The sequence below is a fragment of the Nocardia pseudovaccinii NBRC 100343 genome (assembly GCF_001613225.1).
GTDB classification, from domain to species: Bacteria; Actinomycetota; Actinomycetes; order Mycobacteriales; family Mycobacteriaceae; genus Nocardia; species Nocardia pseudovaccinii.
In genome coordinates, this window is record NZ_BDBY01000024.1 from 1 (window position 1) to 24759 (window position 24759).

At 66.6% G+C, this 24759-nt stretch carries 24 protein-coding genes and 1 pseudogene; 16 read left to right on the forward strand and 9 right to left on the reverse strand.

Annotated features, from left to right (window positions below; genetic code table 11):
• The 5 genes from NP3_RS02560 to NP3_RS02580 all read right to left on the reverse strand — a co-directional run.
• Positions 1–1532, reverse strand: a 1532-nt coding sequence (locus tag NP3_RS02560) for an urease subunit alpha (protein WP_063037370.1), incomplete at its 3' end; no start/stop codon positions are given.
• Complete coding sequence (locus NP3_RS02565; protein ID WP_063037371.1) at positions 1529–1846, reverse strand: urease subunit beta; 318 nt, start codon at positions 1844–1846, stop codon at positions 1529–1531. The genes NP3_RS02560 and NP3_RS02565, both read right to left, overlap by 4 nt.
• Positions 1847–1853: 7 nt before the next feature.
• Positions 1854–2156, reverse strand: a complete 303-nt coding sequence (locus NP3_RS02570) for an urease subunit gamma (RefSeq protein ID WP_063037372.1) — start codon at positions 2154–2156, stop codon at positions 1854–1856.
• Positions 2157–2223: 67 nt separating this feature from the next.
• Complete coding sequence (locus tag NP3_RS02575; protein WP_051181982.1) at positions 2224–2622, reverse strand: PaaI family thioesterase; 399 nt, start codon at positions 2620–2622, stop codon at positions 2224–2226.
• Between the two features lie 481 nt (positions 2623–3103).
• A complete protein-coding gene (locus NP3_RS02580; protein WP_063037373.1) occupies positions 3104–3817 on the reverse strand; it encodes a hypothetical protein in 714 nt (237 codons plus the stop codon).
• 108 nt (positions 3818–3925) lie between these two features.
• On the opposite strand from NP3_RS02580, the gene NP3_RS02585 reads away from it, so the two are divergent.
• From NP3_RS02585 to NP3_RS02650, 14 genes and pseudogenes are all read left to right on the forward strand, one after another.
• Positions 3926–4999: a FecCD family ABC transporter permease gene (locus NP3_RS02585; RefSeq protein ID WP_245720774.1), complete on the forward strand. Its 1074-nt coding sequence runs from the start codon at positions 3926–3928 to the stop codon at positions 4997–4999.
• Between the two features lie 55 nt (positions 5000–5054).
• Entirely contained in the window at positions 5055–6206 is a 1152-nt protein-coding gene (locus NP3_RS02590) for a FecCD family ABC transporter permease (RefSeq protein WP_084508055.1), read from the forward strand.
• A complete protein-coding gene (locus tag NP3_RS02595) occupies positions 6203–7018 on the forward strand; it encodes an ABC transporter ATP-binding protein (protein WP_063037374.1) in 816 nt (271 codons plus the stop codon). The genes NP3_RS02590 and NP3_RS02595 overlap by 4 nt, the downstream gene beginning before the upstream one ends.
• Positions 7019–7089: 71 nt before the next feature.
• Positions 7090–7482: a BlaI/MecI/CopY family transcriptional regulator gene (locus tag NP3_RS02600; RefSeq protein ID WP_063037375.1), complete on the forward strand. Its 393-nt coding sequence runs from the start codon at positions 7090–7092 to the stop codon at positions 7480–7482.
• Positions 7483–7545: 63 nt separating this feature from the next.
• Positions 7546–8484 carry a M56 family metallopeptidase gene (locus NP3_RS02605; RefSeq protein WP_063037376.1) on the forward strand — a complete coding sequence of 313 codons (939 nt, stop codon included), beginning with the start codon at positions 7546–7548 and terminating at the stop codon, positions 8482–8484.
• A 123-nt stretch (positions 8485–8607) separates the two neighbouring features.
• A pseudogene (locus NP3_RS02610) lies at positions 8608–9951 on the forward strand (DEAD/DEAH box helicase); the annotation flags it as partial.
• A 433-nt stretch (positions 9952–10384) separates the two neighbouring features.
• Complete coding sequence (locus NP3_RS02615) at positions 10385–11230, forward strand: DMT family transporter (protein ID WP_063037380.1); 846 nt, start codon at positions 10385–10387, stop codon at positions 11228–11230.
• 90 nt (positions 11231–11320) lie between these two features.
• The gene (locus NP3_RS02620; RefSeq protein ID WP_063037382.1) at positions 11321–12757 is read left to right on the forward strand and encodes a GuaB1 family IMP dehydrogenase-related protein; all 1437 of its coding nucleotides are present in this window, start codon (positions 11321–11323) and stop codon (positions 12755–12757) included.
• A 441-nt stretch (positions 12758–13198) separates the two neighbouring features.
• Positions 13199–14572: a hemolysin family protein gene (locus tag NP3_RS02625; RefSeq protein ID WP_063037430.1), complete on the forward strand. Its 1374-nt coding sequence runs from the start codon at positions 13199–13201 to the stop codon at positions 14570–14572.
• The gene (locus NP3_RS02630) at positions 14565–15629 is read left to right on the forward strand and encodes a hemolysin family protein (RefSeq protein ID WP_063037384.1); all 1065 of its coding nucleotides are present in this window, start codon (positions 14565–14567) and stop codon (positions 15627–15629) included. Before NP3_RS02625 ends, NP3_RS02630 begins: the two co-directional genes overlap by 8 nt.
• Positions 15626–16516 (forward strand): hypothetical protein, encoded by an 891-nt coding sequence (locus NP3_RS02635; RefSeq protein WP_063037386.1) that lies wholly within the window; start codon positions 15626–15628, stop codon positions 16514–16516. The genes NP3_RS02630 and NP3_RS02635 overlap by 4 nt, the downstream gene beginning before the upstream one ends.
• A gap of 214 nt (positions 16517–16730) precedes the next feature.
• Positions 16731–18236 (forward strand): LVIVD repeat-containing protein, encoded by a 1506-nt coding sequence (locus NP3_RS02640; protein WP_063037432.1) that lies wholly within the window; start codon positions 16731–16733, stop codon positions 18234–18236.
• Between the two features lie 2 nt (positions 18237–18238).
• Positions 18239–18880 (forward strand): DUF305 domain-containing protein, encoded by a 642-nt coding sequence (locus tag NP3_RS02645; protein WP_063037387.1) that lies wholly within the window; start codon positions 18239–18241, stop codon positions 18878–18880.
• Positions 18881–19014: 134 nt separating this feature from the next.
• Positions 19015–19731 carry a hotdog fold domain-containing protein gene (locus NP3_RS02650; RefSeq protein ID WP_063037434.1) on the forward strand — a complete coding sequence of 239 codons (717 nt, stop codon included), beginning with the start codon at positions 19015–19017 and terminating at the stop codon, positions 19729–19731.
• Between the two features lie 8 nt (positions 19732–19739).
• Here the strand turns inward: NP3_RS02650 and NP3_RS02655 are convergent, their stop codons facing one another.
• The 3 genes from NP3_RS02655 to NP3_RS02665 are packed head-to-tail and all read right to left on the reverse strand — an operon-like array spanning position 19740 to position 22659.
• The gene (locus tag NP3_RS02655) at positions 19740–20756 is read right to left on the reverse strand and encodes a hypothetical protein (RefSeq protein WP_063037388.1); all 1017 of its coding nucleotides are present in this window, start codon (positions 20754–20756) and stop codon (positions 19740–19742) included.
• On the reverse strand, positions 20753–22087 hold the full coding sequence (locus NP3_RS02660) for a Dyp-type peroxidase (RefSeq protein ID WP_063037389.1): 1335 nt from the start codon (positions 22085–22087) through the stop codon (positions 20753–20755). Before NP3_RS02660 ends, NP3_RS02655 begins: the two co-directional genes overlap by 4 nt.
• Positions 22088–22098: 11 nt before the next feature.
• A complete protein-coding gene (locus NP3_RS02665; RefSeq protein WP_063037436.1) occupies positions 22099–22659 on the reverse strand; it encodes a hypothetical protein in 561 nt (186 codons plus the stop codon).
• A 210-nt stretch (positions 22660–22869) separates the two neighbouring features.
• Here NP3_RS02665 and NP3_RS02670 point away from each other — a divergent pair, with 210 nt between their 5' ends.
• Both NP3_RS02670 and NP3_RS02675 read left to right on the forward strand, forming a co-directional pair.
• Complete coding sequence (locus tag NP3_RS02670; RefSeq protein ID WP_084508058.1) at positions 22870–23538, forward strand: hypothetical protein; 669 nt, start codon at positions 22870–22872, stop codon at positions 23536–23538.
• A gap of 43 nt (positions 23539–23581) precedes the next feature.
• Entirely contained in the window at positions 23582–24067 is a 486-nt protein-coding gene (locus NP3_RS02675; RefSeq protein WP_157124013.1) for a hypothetical protein, read from the forward strand.
• A gap of 34 nt (positions 24068–24101) precedes the next feature.
• Here the strand turns inward: NP3_RS02675 and NP3_RS02680 are convergent, their stop codons facing one another.
• The gene (locus NP3_RS02680) at positions 24102–24659 is read right to left on the reverse strand and encodes a hypothetical protein (protein WP_063037391.1); all 558 of its coding nucleotides are present in this window, start codon (positions 24657–24659) and stop codon (positions 24102–24104) included.
• Between the last annotated feature and the right edge of the window lie 100 nt (positions 24660–24759).

Sequence of the window (24759 nt, forward strand, 5' to 3'; positions counted from 1 at the left end):
AAGCGGTCGGCGAGGCCGTTCTCGATGGCCTGTTCGGAGACGAAGTGCAACGAGGTCGCGGCGGCGGCCAGCGGTGCGGCACCGAACATGGGGCGCGGCAACACCGGCTGCGGCGTGGGGATGGAGGCGTTGGCATCGCCCATGGCGGCCCAGGCGATCGCGCCGCCCTTGAGGACGGCATGCGGGCGGACACCGAAGAACGCCGGATCCCACAGCACGAGGTCGGCGAGCTTGCCCACCTCCACCGAACCGATTTCGTGGTCGAGTCCGTGGGCAATGGCCGGGCAGATGGTGTATTTCGCGATGTAGCGCCGCACGCGGGCGTTGTCGGCGGCGCCGTCGCCGGCCAGCGCACCGCGGCGGCGCTTCATGACGTGCGCGGTCTGCCAGGTGCGCATGACGACCTCGCCGATGCGGCCCATGGCCTGGGAGTCGCTGCCGATCATGGAAATCGCGCCGAGATCGTGCAGCAGATCCTCGGCGGCGATGGTGGAGGGTCGAATTCGACTCTCCGCGAAGGCGAGATCCTCCGGGATGGACGCGCTGAGGTGATGGCACACCATGAGCATGTCCAGGTGCTCGTCCAAGGTATTGACGGTATGCGGACGGGTCGGGTTGGTCGAACTGGGCAGCACATTGAGATGTGCGGCGACGGTGATGATGTCGGGTGCGTGCCCGCCGCCCGCGCCCTCGGTGTGGTACGCGTGGATGCCGCGGCCCGCGATGGCGGCGAGCGTGTCCTCGACGAATCCGGCTTCGTTCAAGGTGTCCGAGTGCAGCGCCACTTGTACACCCGCCGCATCGGCGACGGTGAGGCAGGCATCGATGGCGGCCGGAGTGGAACCCCAGTCCTCGTGCAGCTTGAAACCCGCCGCGCCACCGCGCAATTGCTCCCACATGGATTCGGCGCTGACGGTATTGCCCTTGCCCAGCAACACGATATTCATCGGCCAGGCGTCGGTGGCCTCCAACATCCGGGCCAGATGCCAGGATCCGGGCGTCACGGTGGTCGCCTTGCTGCCCTCGGCCGGGCCGGTGCCGCCGCCGATCAATGTAGTGATGCCGCCGCCGAGTGCCTCGTCCATCAGCTGCGGACAGATGAAGTGCACATGACAGTCGATGGCGCCCGCGGTGAGGATCCGGCCGTTGCCCGCGATGATCTCGGTATTCGGGCCGACCACCAGATCCGGATGCACTCCGTTCATGGTGTCCGGATTGCCCGCCTTGCCGACGGCACTGATGCGGCCGTCGCGAATTCCCACGTCGGCCTTGATGATTCCCCAGTGATCGATGATGACCACGCCGGTGATGACGGTGTCGGGGGTGCCGTCGGCGCGGGTCGCGCGGGCCTGGCCCATGGATTCGCGCAGCACCTTGCCGCCGCCGAAGACGGCCTCATCGCCGGCGAGTCCCGGTCCGCCGCTGCGGTCTTCGGTGATCTCGATCAGCAGATCGGTATCCGCCAGGCGAATTCGGTCGCCGGTGGTCGGGCCGAACAGCTCGGCGTAGCGCGCGCGGCTCAGCTCACTCAAGACGCACCGTCCAAACGTCCGGGGGGATTCAGGCCGATGCCGTGCACCTCGCGCGCACCGCCCAGCGGAATCAGCGAAACCCTTTGGCCGAGACCGGGTTCGAAGCGCACTGCGGTACCGGCGGGAATATCGAGCCGACGTCCGTGCGCGGCGTGTCGATCGAAACGCAGCACGGCATTGGCCTGCGGGAAATGCACATGGCTGCCGACCTGGACCGGTCGGTCACCGGTATTCACGACATCGAGCTCGATGCGGTCGGCGCCCGCGTTCAGCTCGATAGTGCCCTCGGCGCAGAGGTATTCACCCGGAATCATGGTCGCCCTAGCCGATCGGATGGTGGACGGTGACCAGCTTGGTGCCATCCGGGAAGGTGGCCTCGACCTGCACGTCGTGGATCATCTCCGGCACCCCTTCCATCACATCGGCACGCGTGAGAACCGTTCGCCCCGAAGACATCAGCTCCGCGACCGTGCGCCCGTCGCGCGCACCCTCGAGCACATGATCGGTGATCAGCGCGACCGCCTCCGGATGGTTCAGCTCGAGCCCGCGCGCCTGCCTGCGTCGGGCCAGTTCGGCCGCGTAGCTCAGCAGCAGCCGTTCCTGCTCGTGCGGCGACAGTCGCATCCGGGCTCCTCAGCGCTCATGGATCGGGGTGACGGTAATTCTGGCACGCCCGTTCCGGGAGCGCCGATCAATCCCGGGCGGGCAGGTTCTGCAGCCGCACCTGGCCACGCGCCACCGTGCGACCCTCGCCATCGGTGAGCACGACCTGCCACAGCTGCTGCAAGCGGCCGCGGTGCAGCGGCGTCGCCTCGCCGAAGACCTTGCCCTCGCGGACCGAGCGCAGGAAGTCGGTGTTGTTGTTCACCCCGACCACGGTGCCCTTATTGCCCTGGGCGTTGTACCAGACCCCACCCCCGACGCTTGCCAGCGTTTCGACAACCGTGCAGTACACGCCGCCGTTGACAATGCCTGCCAGCTGCAGCAACTGCGGCCCCGCGGTCAACTCGCCGCGCACCCGATCCGGCGTCACCTCGGTGAATTCGAGGCCGATCAGATCGGTGAAGGTGTTCTTGCTGAGCTCGGTCATCAGCTCGGGCGTCACGTCGGCCAGCGACTCGAACTGGGCAACTTCCTGCTGTGTCATGCATTCACCTTGACACAGGGCATCCTGGCCCTCGCACGACGGCTACTTCCCGGCGTTCGCTCGCCGAGACAGAGCGGCGGGCTCCACACGCACATGGAGCCCGCCGCGGCAGTGGATCGGGGGTTCACGGCAGCCCTCCGGAACACTCGGCCGATCCCAACGCCGAAATTATTATAGGTCAGGCTTACCTAAGTAGGCAACTCTTGCCGGATCGGACTGCGCACGCGATGGCGCATTCGACCAAGGCCGCGCGGACGGCCAGACACTTTCTGCCATAACCCATTCCACGCGCGACTAGCGTGCCCGATCGTCGTCACGGCCAGGTGGACCGGCTCGGCACGCGACCGGCAACCACGACAATTCGTTCGCCGCGCCCCCCGAGACGCCGCGGGTAGAGCCGAGCAAACCGCCCACTGATAGGGCCTTATCGAACCAAGCAACCCACAACGCGTCGCACGGGCAAACCACGCTCTTCCAGCGTCGACAGCAACCCCTCACCCCGGCGCGCACCGACCAGCGAATCCGTCCGCGCCAGATCCGGCACGTAAGTGGCTGCGCCCACAATCGATTCACCGACCAGCGACCAGAACCGACGCTCACCGAGGCCCGCGCAACCCGCCAATGTCCGCTGGATCAACCGCAACGACGGCTCACACCGATGCGCGAGCCAGACGTACATCGCCCGCTCGCACGGCAACGTGACCACACCAGCCTCCCCTACCAGCCGATCACCGTCGAGCACCCGAATCGTGGTATCCGCCAGGCCCGCCCAGTCGATGCCGCCGTCATTGTCGGTGTGCAGCCACAGATTCTCGAGACCCGGATCCCAGACCCGCCCCTCGGCCACCAGGAGCGCGACCACCCGGCCGATCACCGCGTGGATCAGCGCGGTCGCCACCACCTCGGCGGCGGTATCGGCGCTGATCATCTCCGCGGCATGCCGCCGATACATCAGCTCGATCCGTCCCTCGCGCAATCCGTCGGCCAGCCGCCACCAGCGCCGTTTGCCCTGTTCAGACATGGCGGCGACGGCATATACCCGCGGATGTTCGGGTTGCAACGAGCGCAACCGGGCACAGGCCCTACCGAATGCCACCTGGGACTGGCGAGGCATGTAGGTCGTGACTGGCTCGGACATCGAACCTCCTCGGGTCGGCTCCGTGATGGGTCGGATTGAAAAGATAGGTTAGGCTTACCAGACCTAGCAATCGGATACCAGCTATCCAGTCAGGAGTAGTTCGTCGCCGTGACGGCATCAGGCACCATCGCGCCGGGGGCGCGACGAACGAACACGGCGCGCCATCGTCGGCTCGGACTCGTCGCGTTGACCGCACTGCTCCTCATCGCCACCGTGGCCAGCATCGCCATCGGCACCCGATCACTGTCGCCCGGCACCGTCTACGACGCCGTGCACGATGCCCTCAGCTGCCCGGGCGGGCCGTTCACCTGTCCCGCCGGGTCGACCGCGGAGGAGATCGTGCGCGGACTTCGCTTGCCGCGCACCGCACTCGGGCTGGTCACCGGGCTCGCGCTCGGCATCGCGGGCGCGCTGATCCAGGGCTACACCCGCAACCCACTCGCCGACGCGGGCCTGCTCGGTCTGAACGCGGGCGCGGCCTTCCTTGCGGCACTGAGCATTTACCTTTTCGCGCTGACCGCACCTGAGCAGTACATCTGGTTCGCCTTCGCGGGTGCGCTGATCGCCGGGCTGGTGGTGTTCGGCGTGTCCGCGATCGGCGGTGGCAAGGCGAGTCCGCTCAGCCTGGTGCTGGCCGGCGCCGCGGTGACCGCATTCCTGCAGGCGATGACGAATGCCATTGTGCTCATGGACAATGCCGCGCTGGACACCTACCGATTCTGGGTGGTCGGAACGGTGAACGGGCGCGACGCCGAGGTGTTCTGGCAGGTGCTGCCGTTCTTGGCGAGCGGCGTCGTGCTGGCCGTCGCGGCTGCGCCGGGCCTGAATCTGCTGAGCCTCGGTGACGAGGTCGCGCGTGGACTCGGGGTGCATATCGGACGCAGCCGCGCGCTCGGCCTGGCGGCGATCGTATTGCTGTGCGGCGCCGCGACAGCGGCGGTCGGCCCGATCGCGTTCATCGGATTGATAGTGCCGCATGTCGCAAGGGTTTTCACCGGTCCCGACTATCGCTGGCTGATCCCGTACTCCGGACTGCTCGGAGCATTGCTGCTGCTCGTCGCCGATGTGGTCGGGCGAATTGTGGCGCGACCGGGCGAAGTACAGGTCGGCGTGATGATCTCGGCCCTGGGTGCACCGTTCTTCATTCTGCTCGTTCGTCGCAAGAAGTTGGTGAGCCTGTGAGGGAGATGTCACCGCGATCGCCGCGCACGAATTCGCGGGCCACCGGGGAGCATCCATGAGCGAACGAATCATGGACGCAATCTCCCCGGACAGCACCGCGACCGGGCCTGGCGGTACTCCGTCGGCAGCGCCGTTGCGCCGCCTCCGCCCCGCCTTGCGCCTCGGTCCGGTGTCGATTGTGTCGCGCCCCACCATGGCGCTCATCATTCTGGCGCTCGCCGCGACTGTGCTCACGCTGTTCTGCCTCGATATCGCCTTCGGCGACACCCACATTCCGATCGGCCGAGTACTCGATGTCCTCGGCGGCGGCGGCACTCGATCCCAGCGCTTCATCGTGCTGGAGTCTCGATTGCCGCGCGCGCTCACCGCCGCGGTCGTCGGTGCGGCACTCGGCATCGCGGGTGCGATCACCCAATCGATCCTGCACAACCCGCTCGCCGCACCGGATATGCTCGGCATCACCACCGGCTCGAGCCTCGGGGCGGTCGCGGTACTGGTCGGAACCGGCGGCGCGACAACGGGACTCGCCGCGAGCGTCGGCACACCACTGGCAGCGCTGACCGGCGGTCTGCTCACCGCGATCGTGATCTACCTCCTCGCCTGGGGTCGCAGCGTGACCGGCGACCGCGGCGTCACGCCGATGCGACTGGTGCTGATCGGCATCGGTGTGAACGCACTCTTGTTGTCCGGCATCAGCTTTCTGCTCACCCGCGCCAGCCTGCAGGACGCGGCACGCGCGCAACTCTGGCTCAATGGCTCGCTCAACAGCGCGGACCGCACGAAACTCGTCCCGGCCGCGCTGGCCCTGGCCACAGTCGTCGTGGTCGCGGTGGGCTCCGCGCGAACCCTTGCCGCACTCCGTCTCGGCACCGACACTACCCGCGTGCTCGGCGTGCGGATCCAGACCCAGCAGACGCTATTGATCGGCGCAGCCGTCGTGGCCGCGTCCGTCGCCACGGCGGCTGTCGGCCCGGTCACTTTTGTGGCGCTCGCCGCACCGCAGATCGCACGCCGACTGCTGCGAACTCCCGGCGAACCACTCATCGGCTCCGCGCTCATCGGTGCCATCCTGGTAGTCGGCGCGGATGTGGCCTCGCGCACGCTTTTCCCGGTCGATCTGCCGGTCGGTGTGGTGACCGCGGCCTTCGGCGGACCGTTCCTGCTCTACCTGCTCGTGCGTATGAATCGGAAGGCGACCCTGTCATGACCAGCGATGCGCGGCTCTCCGCACAGGAAGTCACCCTCGGCTACGGCGACCGCGTCATCGTCGACGGCCTCGATATCGATATCGCACCCGGCGTCGTCACCACCGTCATCGGCCCCAACGGCTGTGGCAAGTCGACCATGCTGCGCTCGCTCGGGCGACTGCTGCGTCCGCGGCAGGGGCGAATCCTGTTGGACGGCAAGGCGATTTCGACGATGAAGACCAAGGATGTGGCACGCGTCATCGGCATGCTCCCGCAGTCGCCGGTCGCGCCCGAGGGCCTCACCGTCGCGGATCTCGTTGCGCGCGGGCGTCATCCGCATCAGTCCTGGATAAGGCAGTGGTCGGTCACCGACGAGGCCGAGGTCATGTCCGCACTCGCGGCGACGGGCATCGCCGACCTGGCCGATCGTTCACTCGACGAGTTGTCCGGCGGTCAGCGCCAGCGCGCCTGGATCTCCATGGCATTGGCCCAGGGCACCGATATCTTGCTGCTCGACGAGCCGACCACCTACCTCGACCTCGCCCATTCGGTCGAGGTACTGGACCTGATCGACCGGCTGCACGACGACCTCGGCCGCACCGTGGTGATGGTGCTGCACGATCTCAACCTGGCCATTCGCTACAGCGACCGACTCATCGTCATGCGCGACGGGCGCATCGTCGCCCAGGGCGCGCCCGCCGATATCATCGATGCCGCCCTGCTGCGCGAGGTCTTCGATCTCGACGCCTCGGTCCTCGAGGATCCGGTCTCCGGCCGTCCGATGATCGTGCCCATCGGAACCCGGCACGTTTTGCCCGGGTATGACAAATGACACACCAGCTATCAGGCAGTTACGACGGGGTGTAGTACGCAATTGTGTCGTTGAGTCCGTAAACTTGTGGAATGGCAGGACTTGGTGAACTCGAGAAAGCGGTCATGGACCAGCTGTGGTCCAGTGACGAGCCGCAGACCGTCCGGCAGGTACACGAGGCTTTGGCCGCCCGCCGTGAGCTCGCGTACACCACGGTGATGACGGTGCTGCAACGGCTGGCGAAGAAGAATCTGGTGGTCCAGCGCCGCGACGACCGCGCCCACCGCTACGCCCCGGTGCACACCCGTGACGAACTGGTGGCCAGCTTGATGGTCGACGCATTGCAGCAGGCCGATGTGGCGGGCAGCCGCGCGGCGGCGCTCGTGCATTTCGTCGAACAGGTCGGCAGGGACGATACGGACGCGTTGCGAGAAGCACTCGCTAAGCTCGAGGCATCCGAAGATACTGCGTCGCCGAAGCAGTAGTCTTGGGATCCTGGCCTCACAACGAGGTGAGACCCTGGCCCCACAACGCAGTGAGCTGAGTCGATGAACGCAACCGCGCCGGTCTTCGCCGGTCTCGCTTTGCTTCTCGCGGGGCCTGCCCCAGCGCTGCTGAGCCGCGCGACCTGGCCGTATCGGACTCCGCGCGCCGCGCTCGTGTTATGGCAGGCCATCGCGCTCGCCGCCGTGCTCAGCGCATTCGGCTCGGGCCTGGCCATCGCCGCCCAACTACTCGTCCCCGGACCGAACGGTCGCCCGACCACCTCCCCGGCCCGGGAAATCGACGCGCTCGGATTGCCGCTGTGGCTGGCCTATGTCTTCGTCTTCGCGCTGACCCTGCTGGTCGGCGCGCGACTGATGTACGCGATCGTGCGCGTCGGCGTGCACACCCGCAGGCGCCGGGCGCGCCACCGCATGCTCGTCGATCTGCTCGACCAGAGCGGACCGCAGCGCCGCGCCGCCGATATCCGGGTGCTCGCCTCGACCGAGCCGATCGCCTACTGTCTGCCCGGCCTGCGCCAGCGGGTCGTACTGAGCGAAGGCACGCTGACCAGCCTGCAGGACGCCGAGGTCACCGCCATCGTCAGCCATGAGCGCTCGCACCTGCGCGCGCGGCACGATCTGGTGCTCGAGGCGTTCACGGCGGTGCACGAGGCCTTCCCCCGGGTGGTGCGCAGCAAGGCCGCGCTCGGATCGGTGAAGCTGCTGATCGAACTGCTCGCCGACGACTCGGCGGTGAAGGTGACCGGCCCGAAGCCGCTGGCCCGCGCGCTGGTGGCATGCGCCAAATCCACCGCTCCGCAGGGCGCGCTCGCCGCGGGCGGGCCGACCACCCTGATCCGCATCCAGCGCCTGGGGGGCCGAATCGGCGATATTCGGGTGGCCTCGGCGGCGTATCTGGGGTCGGCGGCCATCCTGGTGGTCCCGACCATGGCCGTCGCGGTACCCTGGCTGGTCGAACTGGATCGACTGCTGCGTAACTGATTCCTCCGGTTCTCCCCGACACACCCGGTCCTACCGCATCCCGATGACCGGGCCCAACCATCTCGGCGGCACCACGCGTGCCCGGATCCGCCCGCGCCGAGACATGAAAGGCACACAACCCCGTTGACCTCCTCCACCCCTGCCACCACCTTCGCGGATCTGGGCCTACCCGCCGTGCTCGTCCAGGCGCTGCGCCGCGACGGCATCGAGGCCCCGTTCCCGATCCAGGCCGCGACCGCGACCGATGCGCTGGCGGGTAAGGATGTGCTCGGACGCGGCCCGACCGGCTCCGGCAAGACCCTGGCCTTCGGGCTGCCGATGCTCGCGCTGCTGGCGGGCGCGCATGCCAAGCCGGGCCGTCCGCGCGGTCTGGTGCTGGTGCCGACCAGGGAACTGGCGGCCCAGATCGAAAAGGCACTGGACAGTGCGGCATTGTCGCTCGGGCTGCGAGTCGCTTCGGTGGTCGGCGGCGCACCGATCAAGCGGCAGGCCGACCGGCTCGCGCGCGGGGTGGACCTGCTGATCGCCACGCCCGGGCGGTTGGAAGATCTGATCAACCAGCGCTCCGCCGACCTGTCCGATGTGCGGATCACCGCACTGGACGAGGCCGACCACATGGCCGACATGGGCTTCCTGCCGCAGGTCACCAAGCTGCTCGACCGGACGCCGAAAGATGGTCAGCGCCTGCTGTTTTCGGCCACTCTCGATGGTGAGGTCGACAAACTGGTCAAGCGTTACCTGCGCTCCCCCGTCACGCATTCCACCGCGCCGCCGTCGGCCTCGGTCGCGACGATGTCGCACCATCTGCTGTACCTGCGCAAGGCCGATAAGCGCGAGATCACCGCGCAGATCGCCGCCCGCGACGGGCTGACCATCATGTTCGTGCGCACCAAACACGGTGCGGACCGGCTCGCCAAGCAGTTGCGCGCGGCCGGAATCGCCGCAGGCGCGCTGCACGGCGGGAAGGCACAGAACAACCGCGTGCGGACGCTGGCCGCATTCGCCGACGGTACGACACCGGTGCTGGTGACCACCGACGTGGCCGCGCGCGGTATCCATGTAGACGGGATTTCCCTTGTCGTGCACGTGGATCCGCCCGCGGAATCCAAGGCGTACCTGCATCGCGCGGGCCGCACCGCCCGTGCCGGTGAGGACGGCGTCGTCGTCACGCTGGTCACCGAGGAGGAACGCGCCGAGGTCGAGAAAATGACCCGCAAGGCGGGCGTCGATGTCGACGGTGTGCAGGTCCGTCCGGGCGATCGGCGCCTGATCCAGATCACCGGCGCGAAGCAGCCGTCGGGCGTACCGATCGTCGCGGCGAACTCGGCGGTCACGGTGGGTGACGAGGGTGAGTTGAACGTCGGTAGGTCGAGCCGCCGGTCTGGCCCGGGTTCCGGCGGTCGTGGTCGCGGCACACGCTCCGGCGGTGCGGGCTCAGCTGGTGCCGGGCGGCGTAGTGCTGGTTCGAGTGGTCGCGCCGGAGGTGCGAAGAAGTCCTCGGGTGGTTCGTCGAGCTCCACCGCGACTTCGAATCGGCGCAGTGTCGCAACCTCCGGTCGGGGGCCGACGGCCGCCCCCGCAACGGGTCGGAACACAGCAGCAGCGGCGACGGCTGCCCGCGGCCGGAGCGCCGGGTCGGCGAACACGGCTCCGGGGCGGACCGCGAGCACGGCATCGGCCGCGCCGGGTCGGGCTGCCGGGTCCGCCAAGGCAGCCCACGGAACGGGCTCATCCGCGCGCGCTACCTCTGGCGGACATGGCGCAGGGGCCACTTCCGGTCGTGGTGCCGGGTCCGGTCGCACCGCTGCGACCAGCGGCGACACGCCCGGACGTACGCGTCGACGCGCCGGGCGGGCACAGGGGGTGCCGGGCAACCGCAATCGCGGGGCAAACTGACCAGGTGGCGAATCATCAGGTGGGCGCGGTCGTCTGTGCGCTGATCGCGGCATTGCTCTTCGCGGTGGCCGCGGTCGCGCAGCAGCATGCGGCGGCCGCGGTGCCCGAGGACGAGTCGCTCATGCGTTCACTGCTGCGCAATCCGCGCTGGTGGGGCGGAATCATTGGAGATGCGGGCGGTTACGCCATGCAGGTCGCCGCACTGACTCTGGGTGCGGTGCTGCTCGTCCAGCCGATTCTGGTGAGCATGTTGGTCTTTGCGCTCCCGCTCTCGGCCCGCATAAACCGCCGCCGCATCACCCCGCGCACCTGGGCGACCGCCGTCGCACTCGCGGCAGCCCTTGCCGCCTTCTTGATCATCGGCGATCCGACCGAGGGCAATACCAATGCGCCCCTGCGTGATTGGATCCCGCCGCTCGCCGCGCTGCTCGGTGTGCTGGCAGTGGCCGTCGTGGTCGGCCTCGGGACCTCCGACCCGACCCGGCGCGCACTCCTGTTCGGCACCGCGGGCGGCGCCCTGTTCGGTCTGGCCGCCGCGCTCACCGAGTACGTGACCGAACTCTTCGACGGCGGCCTCATCCACGTGCTGGGCAGCTGGCAAACCTGGGCTCTGGTGGCCTCCGGTTTGACCGGCCTCTACCTCCAGCAACGCGCCTTCCAATCCGGCCCCCTCGTCGCATCGTTGCCCGCCGTCACCATCGCCGAACCGCTGGCCGCCGCCTTCATCGGCATTACCGTCCTCGACGAACGCCTGCGCACCGACCACATCGGATTCGCGGTGATCACCGTCGCCGTAATCATCATGTGCGCGACCACAATCCAACTCTCCCGTGCCCAAGCCGACGCGTGACACGCACGGCTCGAGATCAGGTGAACACTGGCACAGAGGGAATGCTGGGTGATTGCACCGAACTGCGGCGCACCGGTTAGAATCGGTTAAGTGCAGTTTCTCCCTGGTCATCAACCGCCGTACGACCTGACCTACGACGACCTCTTCCTCGTCCCGAATCGGACGGATGTCGCGTCACGGTTCGACGTGGATCTTTCGACCGCAGACGGGTCCGGCACCACCATTCCCATTGTCGTCGCGAATATGACCGCGGTCGCCGGACGCCGGATGGCCGAGACGGTCGCCCGTCGCGGCGGCATCGTCGTCCTACCGCAGGATCTTCCGATCGCCGCGGCATCGGAAACCATCGCCTTCGTCAAGAGCCGTTCGCTCACCGCCGATACCCCGGTCACGCTGGATCCGGAGCGTTCGGTCTCCGAGGCCGTCGCCCTGATGCACAAGCGCGCCCACGGTGCCGTGGTCGTCGTCGACGGCGGTAAGCCGGTCGGTGTGGTCACCGAGGCGTCCTGCACCGATGTCGACCGGTTCGCCCGGCTGCGCGATGTCGCGGTCACCGACTTCGTGCAGGCACCGGCCAGCACCTCGCCCCGCGATCTGTTCGACCTGCTCGAGGCCGAGCACGCGCAACTCGCCGTGCTCATCGCCGAGGACGGCGGCCTCGCGGGCGTGATGACTCGCACCGGCGCCATCCGCGCCGGGATCTACCAGCCCAATGTGGACGCCAACAACCAGTTGCGCGTGGCCACCGCGGTCGGCATCAACGGCGACGTGGCGGCAAAGGCCAAGGCGCTCGTAGACGCGGGAGCGGACCTGCTCATCATCGATACCGCACACGGCCACCAGGCCAAAATGCTCGAAACCCTCAGCGCCATCCGCGATCTCGGCCTCGGTGTGCCGCTGGTCGCGGGCAATGTGGTCTCCGCGCAGGGCACCCGCGATCTGGCTGCGGCGGGCGCGGACATCATCAAGGTAGGTGTCGGCCCCGGCGCCATGTGCACCACCCGCATGATGACCGGAGTCGGCCGTCCGCAGTTCTCCGCGGTGGCCGAATGCGCCACCGCCGCAAAGGAACTCGGCGTGCACATCTGGGCCGACGGCGGGGTCCGGCACCCGCGCGACGTCGCTCTCGCACTGGCCGCTGGCGCGTCGAATGTGATGATCGGCTCCTGGTTCGCCGGGACCTACGAATCCCCCGGCGACCTGCGCGTCGACCGCGACGGCAATGCCTACAAGGAAAGCTTCGGCATGGCCTCCAAGCGCGCTGTCGCCGCCCGCACCGCCACCGACAGCGGCTTCGACCGCGCCCGCAAGGCTCTGTTCGAGGAGGGTATCTCCAGCTCGCGTATGCGCCTGGATCCGGAACGCCCCGGCGTCGAGGACCTCATCGACCACATCTGCTCCGGCGTCCGCAGCGCCTGCACCTACGCGGGTGCCCGTAGCCTTGCCGAGTTCCACGACAAGGCCGTACTCGGCGTGCAGTCGGCCGCAGGTTTCGCCGAGGGCCGCCCGCTGCCGTCCGGCTGGTAGCCCTACGCGGCGGCGGACAACAGTCGGAAGATTTCCACCCCGGCCGACGACTACGGAGCGAGTCTTACGAGCGACCGTTCGCGGCCCGTCTCGCATCCGAGGGGCCCAAGCGCATGCGCCGAAGGCGCGAGTCTCGGCCCCTCGGATGCGAGACACCAGGGGGCCGCGAACACGCCGCACCGCAGGCGCGGCCAATCAAACACACCAAATCCAACACAGCAATACCGGCCCACGCGGGCACGCGCGTGGGCCGGTAACATAGTGGTTGCCGGTTTCCGGTTTAACAAACCCATTTGCCGAGAGGAACAAGTTGTCACCCGCGTCCGAGGGCGCCACACAGGAGGGCTCCTCTACCGAGCCGGGTGACAAACCCGGCGCCCTCCTTCCCACAGCCGCCCGATCCGATTCAGCTCATCGCATGTCTCGCAGGTGGTGCTGACGATGTCCGTCGTGCTCACCGTGCTCAGCCTGATCGGGTTCATCGCCCTCACCGTCGGCACCGCGTTGTTCGTTGCCGCCGAATTCTCGCTCACCGCTCTGGAACGCAGCACCGTCGAATCGCATGTGCGCACAGTCGGGGACGCCCGCTCGCGCATGGTGCGGCAGGCGCACACCACCTTGTCGTTCCAGCTCTCCGGAGCCCAGCTCGGTATCACCATCACCACGCTGATCACGGGCTATATCGCCGAACCCGTCCTGGCCCGGCTGCTGTCGCCGCCGTTCACCGCGCTCGGTCTGAGCGCGGGTGCGGCGCATGGCATCTCACTCACGCTGGCGTTGGTGCTCGCCACCTCACTGTCGATGATCTACGGCGAGCTCGTCCCGAAGAACATCGCGATATCGAAGCCGCTCGGCACCGCCCGGGTGACCGCTGGCCCGATGATCGCGTTCTCGGTGGTGTTCAAGTGGATGATCCACTTCCTCAACGGCACCGCGAACTGGGTGGTCCGCCGCCTCGGCGTGGAACCGGCCGAGGAGCTGCGTTCGGCACGCTCCCCGCAGGAACTCGGCTCGCTGGTGCGCACCTCCGCACTGCGCGGCGCACTGGACCACCGCACCGCGCAGCTGGTCGATCGCTCGCTGCAATTCGGTGAGCGCAGCGCCGAGGAGCTGATGACACCGCGGGTCAAGATCGAATCCCTGGACAAGTCCGACACCATCGCCGATCTGATCGCCGCCGCCAGCCGCACCGGTTACTCCCGCTTCCCGATCATCGATGGCGATCTGGACAACACCCTCGGCGTGGTGCACGTCAAACAGGCGTTCACCCACGCGGCGAATGTCCGCAACACCATCCCGCTGCATCTGCTCGCCCGGCCGGTCCCGATCGTGCCCGCCAGCCTCGACGGCGACGAGGTGCTCGAGCGGGTGCGCGCCGACGGCATGCAGGTCGCGCTGGTGGTCGACGAATACGGCGGCACCGCGGGCATCGTGACCATGGAGGATCTCATCGAGGAAATCCTCGGGGATGTCCGCGACGAGCACGATGAGGAAGAACGCGATGTCCGCCGGGTAGCCGACGGCTGGGACTGCTCGGGGCTGCTACGCATCGACGAGGTCTCCCGGGCCACCGGCTACGACGCGCCAGAGGGCGAATACGAAACCCTCGGCGGTCTGGTGCTCACCCGGCTCGGCCGTATCCCGGTTACCGGCGATGAGGTGATCCTGCCGAATCCGCGGTCCTCGCATCGCTATCCGAACGACGATGACGGGGGCTGGATCGCCAAGGTCGAACGGATGGATGGGCGGCGTATCGATCGGATCCGGCTGGTTCCGGTGGCGGCCGCGGTGCTGAAGGAGAACAGCCATGGGTGATCTCCTCGGTGTCCTGTTGACAGTGGTGCTGCTGGCTTGCAATGCCTTCTTCGTCGCCGCCGAATTCGCGCTCATCTCGGCCCGCCGTGACCGGCTCGAAGCGCTCGCCGCACAGGGGAAGCGCAAGGCGCACACGGTGATCCGGGCCGGTGAGAACCTGTCCATGATGCTGGCCGCCGCGCAGCTCGGCATCACCATCTGCTCGATCCTGCTCGGCCGGGTCGGCGAACCCGCGGTGGCGCATTTGCTGGAGGGGCCGTTCGAGCTGGTCGGCCTGCCCGAACAGCTGCTGCATCCGGTGGCCTTCGCCATCGCGCTGGCGATCGTGGTGATCCTGCACATTCTGTTCGGCGAGATGATTCCGAAGAATATCGCGCTGGCCGGACCGGAACGCAGTGCGCTGCTGCTGGTTCCGGTGCATCTGATGTGGTTGCGCTTGGCGCGTCCGCTCATCGCCCTCTACAACCTGGCGGCGAATCTGTCGCTGCGCATGTTGCGGATCGAGCCGAAGGATGAGCTCGAGGCGACGGTCTCGAGTGTCGAGCTCGCCGAGATGATCGGTGAATCCCGTTCGGAGGGCCTGCTCGACGAGGAAGAGCACCGCCGCCTCACCCAGGCGCTCGGCACCTCCGATCGGGTGGTGGGCGATGTGATGGTGCCGCTGGCGACGACCCGCTCGGTTCCGTTGCGCGGCAATGGCACCACGCTCGGCGATATCGAAACCGCGGTCGCCGAAACCGGTTTCTCCCGGTATCCGGTGCGCGCGAGTGACGGCTCGCTGGTCGGGTATCTGCATGTGAAGGACGTGCTCGACAAGGTCGCCGACGAAAGCGCCGGACCGAATACGCCCATCCCGCGCACGGATATCCGTCCACTGCCGACGGTGAGCGCCGGTACGCCCCTGTACGAGGCGCTGGCCCGCTTGCGCCGCACCAACTCCCACCTCGGCCGTGTCGTGGACACCCGTGGAAATACGGTGGGCATCGTGGCGCTCGAGGATCTGGTGGAAGAGTTCGTCGGCACCGTGCGCGACGGGACGCACCGGGTGATCGAATGATCGTGCTGGCCGAGTCCGAGTGGCGGACCAGGGCCGCCGCGCACCGGGCTCGGCTCGACGAGCTCGTCGGACCGTATCTCGAGCGGCGCGCGGCGGGTTCGTCACATCCGGTGATCGACTTCCTGTTCACGTACTACGGACACAAGCCCGCCCAATTGCGGCGCTGGCACCCGGGATTCGGTGTCGCATTGGCGGGCGCGCGGGAGTACGACGGGGCTCGTGGGTATCACCGGCACGACATACGTTCCGGCGCGGGTGCCTATACCGCCGACCCCGCGTTCATCGGGCGGCGCCGCGACACCGTCGAGTTCATCGCAAAACTGCTGCGCGCCACGGCCTCCCGCCCGGCGCAGCTGTCCTGCTTCGGCCTGCACGAGTGGGCAATGGTGTACAAGACCGACGAGGTCCGACACCAACAGGTGCCGCTGCGCCTGGGCAGCACCGGCACCGATGCGGTCGTCGAATCGATGTCTCTGCGCTGCACCCACTTCGACGCATTCCGCTTCTTCACCCCCGACGCGGTCGGTCGCAACGCGGACCCGTTGACCCGCGCCGATCAGGTCGTCCGCGAACAGCCCGGCTGCCTGCACGCCAATATGGACCTCTACAAATGGGGTTTCAAACTGACCCCGCTCATCTCCTCCGGCCTGCTGCTCGACTATTTCGAATTCGCCTGCGCCGCACGCGAACTCGATATGCGCGCTAGCCCGTACGACCTCACCGACTACGGATACGAGCCGATCCGCATCGAAACACCGGCGGGGCGTGCCGAATACGTTCGGGCGCAGTCGGCATTGGCCGAGCGGTCGACGGGACTCAGACAGTCCCTGCTCGACGTTTGCGCATCGCTGCTGACCGGTGAGATCGAGGCACTCTCCGCCAGCTGAGGGTAGCGGCGAGACATGCCAATTACCTGGCATTTTCGCCAAAACCCAGCTGTAAGTTACTGCCTGTTACTACCATTCAGTCAGTTCTTACTCCGTCTGAGTCGGCGCGGTCTGTGCCCATGATGAGGAAAGTTGGGATGCAATGACGCACCCGAAGCTGAGACTGTGTCGTGCCCGGCCCTTGGCATTGTTCGCCACCACGATCGTTGCCACAATGATGTTGCCCAGCAGCGCATCAGCCGATCTGCAATCCGATATCGCCACCGCGGTCCAGGAATTCCTCGATGTCGGCCGGACCTCGGTACCCCGGGCGGACTGCGGACCGGGATCGATGCCGGAAACCGGGCTGCAGGGCGATGTTTCGGCCGCCGACCGCGACAGTCGGCGCAGCACCCAGGGCTACACCTGCAATATGTCGATGGTCGGCAATTACGCCGGACGCGGCGCGGGCATCACCTCCACCAGCTTCGACCACTGCGCCTATATGGGTTCGTTCTTCCCCGGTGACCTGATCAGCGAGGGCCGCGGCGTCCAGGTACTCGACGTCTCCGACCCGGCGCACCCGCGCCCGACGGTCACCCTGACCGAACCCGCGATGCTCGCGGGCACCTGGGAGAGCCTCAAGGTCAATACCGAACGCAAATTGCTGGTCGGGACCGGTGTGCCGGTCGGCGAGGGCGTCGGCTATCTGTCGGTCTACGATGTCTCCGATTGCGCGTATCCGAAGCTGCTCAATCTCGGACCGGGCACAAATCTGCTGATGCCGCTGCCGATCACCACACACGAGGGCGGCTGGTCACCCGACGGCCGCACCTACTGGGCCTCAGGCGTCGCGCCCGGTTTCGTCAGCGCGGTCGATCTCACCGATCCGGCCGATCCGCACGTCATCTGGCAGGGGCTGACCGGCATCGAGGCGCACGGCTTCGGCATCAGTCCGGACGGCAACCGCATGTACCTTTCCGCGCTCGGCGGATTCACCGTGCTCGATATCAGCGCGGTTCAGCGCCGCGACCCCAACCCGCAGGTCACCCATATCGGCCGAACCTTCTGGACCGACGGCTGGGCCACCCAGCACAGCATCCCGGTGACCTATGACGGCAAGCCCTACCTCTACACCGTCGACGAAGGCGGTTCCGGCGGTGTGAAACTCATCGACATCTCCAACGACACCGCACCGAAGGTGGCCGGGAAGGTGAAGCTGGAGATCAACCTGCTGCAGAACATCGACAGCAATATCGGTAGTTCGATGGGCGGTTCGGCCTTCGCGTACGAATCGCACTACTGTGCCGCCGACCGCCCGGACAACCCCACCGCCCTCGCGTGCGGTTGGATCTCCTCCGGCATCAGGATTTTCGATATCCGCGATCCACACGATATCCGCGAGATCGCCTACTTCAATCCACCCGCACGAACCGGCCAGAACCTGAGCCTGTGGAACTCACCGCATGCACTCGCGTCGATCATCGGTGTGCCGTTGATGAGCACACCACCGGCCGCACGCGCGGTGTTGGAGGGACAATTCGATCCGTTGGACGCGCTCACCCCGCGCACCGGCAACCTCGCCTTCGGCGATGTCTCCACCGACTGGTGTTTCTCGCCGCCGGAGTGGCGCGGCGACCAGCTGTATGTCGCCTGCTCCGATAACGGATTCATGGTGCTGCAACTGGAGAACGGCGTATATACGGTGCCCGAGAATCAGCAATCGACCGTCGGGTCGTAGCTGTGTCCCGTTGGTTCCGGGTCGCGGCGCTCGCCTCGGTTGGGTTCGTCCTGGTTGTGCTCGGCGCGGCGCTGCGGCCGCTCGTATTGCCCGAACAGCATACGACCGCACCGGTTCTCAACGCGGTCGAGATCGGATTCGCGCAGGATATGACCGCGCATCATCAGCAGGCGCTGATCATGGTGCAGCGCTTGGATCGTGACGTGGACCCGACCGTGCTGCGGCTGGCACAACAGCTTTCGGACGCGCAGAGCATCGAGATCGGGACCATGCTCGGATGGTTGCGGCTGGCCGATGCGTCGCCGCTGTCGTCGCATCCGATGGCGTGGATGCACGCCGATGCGGCTGTGTCGCAACATCATCCGGGCGCGGTCCAATCGAACGGCGATGCGATGCCTGGTATGGCTACTACCGCCGAACTAGACGCCCTGTCCGCAGCCCGCGGTCACGATGCCGAAATACTGTTCCTGCAATTGATGTTTCGTCATCATCAAGGCGGACTGGTGATGGCTCGTGCCGCCGACGAGCTTCTGACCTCGGGCCCGGTCAAGGAAACCGCGCGCTCGATGTTCCAGAGCCAGAGTCAGGAGGCCGGTGTGATCAGCGTGCTGCTCACCCAACTCGGCGGGCAGGCCACGCAATAGCCGATCCGCCCCTCACCGGATGCGGGTCGGCCACGCGGTGGGCAGCCCGGGGTTTCACCACGAAGATTCCGATGCGCCCGAATCCGGAGGTACGGTCGATCCAGATCGACGGCACAGAAAGGCGCGCGCGACCCGTGATCCAGACCGAGACAGTCACCGTCCCCGAACACGTGCACGGATATCCCGACGTCGCGTTCGGCGGCTACGTCGCGGGCCTGCTGGCCGGGCCGTGCGAGGCCACCGAGATACGCGTCGACTTCCGTGCCAAGGTACCGTTGGAGACCCCGATGTCATTGCGCCCCACCAGATCCGGTGGATATACGCTGACCGATGCCAACGGCGCGCTACTCGCCGAATCCACTCCGGCGGTGCTCACCATCGATCCACCGCCCGCCCCGAGCTGGGTCGAGGCGAAGGCCGTCACCGATGCGGCCATGGTGTCGCGCCGCGTCACCGACTGCTATGGCTGCGGCGCCGCCTGCGCACCCGGCCGCGGCCTGCGCCTACTCACCTGGGACACACCGGATCACGACCTCGTCATCGCCGCCTGGACTCCGGATCCCGGCCTGGCCGACGAATCCGGCCAACTCCCGCCGGAAGTCGTGTGGTCCGCTCTCGACTGCCCCGGCGGCTGGACCGCCATGCGAAAACAAGGTATGAGCTTCGGCGGCGTAACCGCGGCCCTCACCGCCACCCAACTCCTCCCCCTCTACCCCGGCTCCCCCTATATCTCCTACGCCTGGCCCATCAGCCACCAAGGCCGCAAACACACCGTCGGCATCGCCCTCGCCACGTCCTCCGGTGATCTCTGCGCCGTAGCCGAAGCCCTCTGGATCGAACCCAAACCCTGAACCAGTGGTCACTTCATGGTGGCCAGGTTGTGCCAGAGGTTGCGGAGGCTGTCGGTCCCGCCGAACAGTGTGGTGAAGTTGGTGGAGTCGATCAGCACAATGTCACCGGCTCGTCTGTCGGCGGGCGGCATCCAGATCAACGTATTGAATTCCGTATTGCCTGCGGCGGTGAAGGGATGGGGTCGCTCGGGGTCGACACGCTGGCGGCCCAGGACACGAAGCGAGTCGGATTCCGGCGCGGTGAGTTCGTAGTGCGGTAGATGGGGGTGGAAGTTGAACGTCGTCACGTTGTCCAGCAGCCGGGGCGTGTCCAGATCGCGGAACCCTGTCAAGGGCGCGATCTCATTGGTGCCGTCCACAACCGCGGGGCGCAGGCCCCATTTGTTGTGCACCGGCACATCGAGGGCCCGCATGAGCGAGCGTGTGTACTGGCCGAATCGTTGCTGCCGCGGCACCAGTGGATCGCCGTGATGCTGGTATTCCATTTGTCGCTGCGCGTAGTCGTCGGTGCACCCGACGTCGTGGTGCGGCGCCAGCAGCAGGCAGGTGCCTTCGCGTTGCAGCCAGCCGCGGATCGCATCGATCTCGGCTGAGGCGGCTTGCTGCTCGGAAAGAACGTGATCGAGCCCGAACACCATCAGGGTGTCGGTGTCGGCCAGGATCCGCTCGTCGATCGGCAAGGTGTAGCCGGCCTGGTCGATGCGCTGGAACACCGCGACGGGGTGACCGGTGGCCTCTGCGGCCAACTGCTGAAACGCCAGCGTCGAGCGATGGAACAACTCCAGTGTGCCTGCGATGCCCTGCAGGAAGTGCGCGGCGTCGTATTCCGGAGTCTCGTAGCTCGGCCACAGTACGTTGCGCACCTCGGTCATCGTCGAGAAGCGGTTGTACATCTCGGCGGGATCGCGTTGGGCCTCCCATGGATAGCTCCATGTCCAATAGATGCTCATCCGCCGTCGCCCGTCGTGTTTGCGCGGAATGTGGTTCTGGTTGTAGGTGCGTGCCGACGGCAGGGTGCTGCTCATGGTGTCACCTCTCGACTGTCGAGCGTGGCCAGGTATCGGAGAGCGCTGATGCTCGGGAGGAAGAAGTACGCGCCGCCCCTGAGCGTGGTGAAGGCCGGCAGTCCCTTGTGCACCGTGCGGATGGGCCGCTTGGGGATCGTGAAATCGAGGGTGCCGTCCTGGGTGCCGCAGATGGGGTCGTGTTCGTTGCCGAGTTCGTGGAATGTCTTGTCGTTGATCCAGACGTTCTGGGCGAACTCGAACTGGCGTACCAGGCTGGCGCAGATGATGAACGCGGCGATCCCGCGGTCCACTCCGTCGTCGGGGGCATCCTCGGGTAGCGCGGGCCCGTAGGTGGCGCCGCGGCGAATCATTCTGCGGCGGTTCATGTTCGGCGCGGTGTCACGGGGATTCAGACGCCGCGCGTGCGCGCCGAGTGGTACCGCGTAGCCGTGCGGATCCATTTCCTTGTAGTTGAAGTCGTTGTTGCGCATGGGATCCGCGCCCAGCGCCGGATCATCCCGGTCCGGCGCCAGCACCAGGGGGGCGCCGCTGCGCCAGCGCCCCATGATCTTCGCGGCGAGCAACTCCTGCTCCTCCGGGGTGTCCGAGTGCTCGCGCAGGTAGTTCCGAAACGCGCCGACGTGTTCCTGTAGCCGCCGGTAGGCCATATAGCTTCCGTTGCGGAACAACACCTCCGGCTGCGGCAGCGCTCGTGCCGGTCCCTCCTCGTCGGGGTAGCCCAGGATGAATTCCCCGGGTTGCAGCGGTGCCCCCGAACCTGGAGTCGGCGCTTCGCCGGATCCGGCGATCACCGGCTGGGACAACCGATCTCGGAACCCGAAATGATCGTGGGCGTAGTCGAAAGGCGGCGTCGCGTTCAGATCCAGGAACGACAACACGCGCACACCGGAGCAACGGGCGATCAGCTTGTGGTGTTCGGTGGTGCAGCGCTGGTGCTCGGCATCGGTGCGGGCGAACAGGATCGCGATGGCGTGCACGTCGTCACCGGCCAGCCCACCCACCCAGTTGCCGGGAGCACAGGCGCCCGTGTCACCCAGGATGTCGGCGCGTGCGGCCATGCCTTCGCGGAACTCGTCCGGGAAGGTGGCGAGCGTTTCTTCCGGCACCCCGAGCGCCCGCAGCCCGCGCCAGGTGAAGGCCAGCGTGACCCAGCGGTCGGAACTGTCCATCGTGGCGCGCACGTCCGCGGCCGATTGCACACGGTCCACCAGCGGCGTCAACCAAGCCCGCGCCCCGACGGGATCATCGAAGGACAGGAACTCGTAGCGGCCGGTCACCGCCGGGGTCCGGGTCAGCAGGATGTGCTGAATATCGTCGAGTTCGAGCATGGCCCAAGGGGTCACTGCATCTGGTCGAGCATGTCGGAGAACGCTGCTTTCAGCCGCAGCGCCTTTTTGATCTCGTCGGCGGTGACGTAGGGATACTCGCCGTATTCGAGAAAGCTCGGAAACTGGTGTTCGCGAACAAATTTCACGAACGCCTCCGGGTTTTCCTTCCAATCCTCCGGAAATCCCTCGAGATTGGTGAAAACCGTCGTGATGCCGGTCTGGGAGAACAGGGCAACGGCGTCCTCGGTGTATTTGTCGAAATCGGTGTCGAAAATTCCCTGATATTGGAAATGCAGTCCCGATCCGACGTCGAACAAGACCCACCGCAGATAGTGCAGCCGCAGCGGCGCCAGCACATCCGGACCAGCTGCTATCGCATCCTGGATCTGCTTGCCGTATGCGCGAATAGCCTCCTCACGACCCGGCTTCACCTTGGCGATGATCGAGAACCCGTAGCAGGCCGGTGTCCGGGGATAGATCGGACCGTATCGTCCCCGCTCCAACTCGAAATAGCCTTCCGCCGGGATGGCCACGGCCGCCGGTTTACTCCAGTCGGGCTCGGTCGTCGTCATATCTTCACCCACCTTCCGCGCGGCAGTAAGCTGGACTTTCAATATGCTATGCCTCGGCCGATCTCGCCGAAACCCACACAGCACCGGCAACTAGGACGGAATTCGAGCTACGACGTCGGTGCGTTGAATTGTGCGCCGGGAGCCCCACGAGGAAAACAGACCTGGCCGGAAATCCAGCCCACCGGCGTTCGGATTTGACACGATGACGTCATGTCCACATCGCCGCAAAACACCGAGCGGGCGCCGACGCCGCGCCAGTTGTCGACACCGCGAGCGGCCGCCCTGGCCGGAGTGGTCTTCGCAGTGTTGTTCGGCACAACACTGATCTTGATCCGCATCGACATGCCTGACGGCATCGAAGGCTCGACTCACTGGCTGAACAGTCAGCAGAATGCGATCAGAACAGCGACGGTGCTCATGCCCTTCGCCGGAATCAGCTTCCTATGGTTCGTCGGCGTCGTCCGCGACGGATTCGGCCGCTACGAAGACCGGTTCTTCCTATCGGTATTCCTCGGCAGCGGGCTGCTGTTCCTGGCGATGATGTTCGTCGGCACCGCCGTCGCTGCCGGTCTGGTGTCCAGCAACACCGAAGTCACCGACCCGGCCGCGCGGGCCGCGGTGGTCGACTTCGGCAAGATGATCGTGGTTTCGGCATGCCAGACCTACGCACTGCGGATGGCGGCCGTGTTCATGATCTCGCTCGCGACGATTTGGCTGAAGACCGGGCTGATGCCCCGCTGGCTCGCCGGTCTCAGCTATCTGGCGGCCCTGGCACTCCTGGTGGCCAGCGAAACGAGCAGATGGATGACGCTGGCTTTCCCGGCGTGGGTGCTCCTGGTCAGCATCCTCATCTTGGTTCGCTCCACATCCCGAACGTGACAAACACCCACCAGGTCTGCGCGACTGTGCGACAGTACCCCTTGTGGACGAGCCAGCTCCCCGCCGTCCGGCCGATCTGGAGATGGTCTACCGGACCGTGTCGGACCGACGCCTGCAATACGAGAACCTCCTCTGGCAGGTTCCCGCCCTCAGCCTGACTGCCCAGGCATTCCTGTTCAGCATCTCGATGGGAGCCGACAACGATTCCGTCGCGCGCATAGCCTCGTCGCTACTCGCGCTGATCGTGTCGTTCATTTCGATCATGCTCATGGCCAGCCATCGCCTTGCCGAGCGCAGGGACGCGCTGTGGCTGGAGCAGTTCGAACAGCAGCAGATCGGCGCGGGCACCTGGGGTTCACATGGCCCTGTCTTCGAGACGCAACTTCAGAGCGTCGATCTCGACGTCCCCTGGCTGGACAAGCTGATACCGATGCGGCAGATGTTCACCGTATGGGTCATCGGACTGGCCTGTTTCGGCGTGGCCGCAATCTTCATGATCATCCGAACACTGGTTGCTGTCGGGCACTGAGCTCTACAGCGACGGCGGGCCTCGGCCGATCCGGTCAGGTGTTCTCGACGAAGCGGTACCAGCGATCGTGGAAGGGTTCGTAGCCGATACTGCCCGGTCCGGCGGGTCCGATGCTCGGGGCGCTGTCCGGGAAGTAGGCGAAGCCTTCGGAATTGGTGGCTCCGCCACTGACGTAGAACAGACAGGCGCCGTCGCGACGGGTGATGTAGGTGACGGTGTAGACACCAAGGCGGGTGCGATGGCCCGGATTGGCGCAGGCGGTGGCCTGATCTTCGAGGATGGGGCGGGACAGACGCCAACCGGTGGTTTCGGGCACTTCGTACCACACCAGCGCGGCGAGCGCAGCGATCAGTAGCGGTGCGGTAAGGCTCACCAGGACAGCGTGATAGCGGATCAGGCCCAGGATGGCGAAGACGATCGCGACCAGCCCGACCACCGAAAGTCCCACCCACAGTAGCACTTTGGCTGGAAAGCTGCCCTGAGCAGCCAATTCCCAGCACAGCGCGGCACAGAGCAACGCGATGACGGTGGTGATGGCGCCCATCCAGAGCTCGAACCACAACGGTGTCGGTCGGGGGCGGCCGCTGCTCATGCCAAAGAAGATACGTCGATCCGACCTGTCCCCGAAGGGAATCGGCTCACCGTCTGTGGAGATATCTCACCGGGCAAAGGAAACCCCCGGACTCGGCGTC

Coding starts and splice junctions, on each gene's coding strand:
- NP3_RS02565 (WP_063037371.1), bottom strand. CDS start 1,846: ATGATTCCGGGTGAATACCTCTGCGCCGAGGGCACTATCGAGCTGAAC.
- NP3_RS02570 (WP_063037372.1), bottom strand. CDS start 2,156: ATGCGACTGTCGCCGCACGAGCAGGAACGGCTGCTGCTGAGCTACGCG.
- NP3_RS02575 (WP_051181982.1), bottom strand. CDS start 2,622: ATGACCGAGCTCAGCAAGAACACCTTCACCGATCTGATCGGCCTCGAA.
- NP3_RS02580 (WP_063037373.1), bottom strand. CDS start 3,817: ATGTCCGAGCCAGTCACGACCTACATGCCTCGCCAGTCCCAGGTGGCA.
- NP3_RS02590 (WP_084508055.1), top strand. CDS start 5,055: ATGAGCGAACGAATCATGGACGCAATCTCCCCGGACAGCACCGCGACC.
- NP3_RS02595 (WP_063037374.1), top strand. CDS start 6,203: ATGACCAGCGATGCGCGGCTCTCCGCACAGGAAGTCACCCTCGGCTAC.
- NP3_RS02600 (WP_063037375.1), top strand. CDS start 7,090: ATGGCAGGACTTGGTGAACTCGAGAAAGCGGTCATGGACCAGCTGTGG.
- NP3_RS02605 (WP_063037376.1), top strand. CDS start 7,546: ATGAACGCAACCGCGCCGGTCTTCGCCGGTCTCGCTTTGCTTCTCGCG.
- NP3_RS02625 (WP_063037430.1), top strand. CDS start 13,199: ATGTCCGTCGTGCTCACCGTGCTCAGCCTGATCGGGTTCATCGCCCTC.
- NP3_RS02630 (WP_063037384.1), top strand. CDS start 14,565: ATGGGTGATCTCCTCGGTGTCCTGTTGACAGTGGTGCTGCTGGCTTGC.
- NP3_RS02635 (WP_063037386.1), top strand. CDS start 15,626: ATGATCGTGCTGGCCGAGTCCGAGTGGCGGACCAGGGCCGCCGCGCAC.
- NP3_RS02640 (WP_063037432.1), top strand. CDS start 16,731: ATGATGTTGCCCAGCAGCGCATCAGCCGATCTGCAATCCGATATCGCC.
- NP3_RS02655 (WP_063037388.1), bottom strand. CDS start 20,756: ATGAGCAGCACCCTGCCGTCGGCACGCACCTACAACCAGAACCACATT.
- NP3_RS02660 (WP_063037389.1), bottom strand. CDS start 22,087: ATGCTCGAACTCGACGATATTCAGCACATCCTGCTGACCCGGACCCCG.
- NP3_RS02665 (WP_063037436.1), bottom strand. CDS start 22,659: ATGACGACGACCGAGCCCGACTGGAGTAAACCGGCGGCCGTGGCCATC.
- NP3_RS02670 (WP_084508058.1), top strand. CDS start 22,870: ATGTCCACATCGCCGCAAAACACCGAGCGGGCGCCGACGCCGCGCCAG.
- NP3_RS02680 (WP_063037391.1), bottom strand. CDS start 24,659: ATGAGCAGCGGCCGCCCCCGACCGACACCGTTGTGGTTCGAGCTCTGG.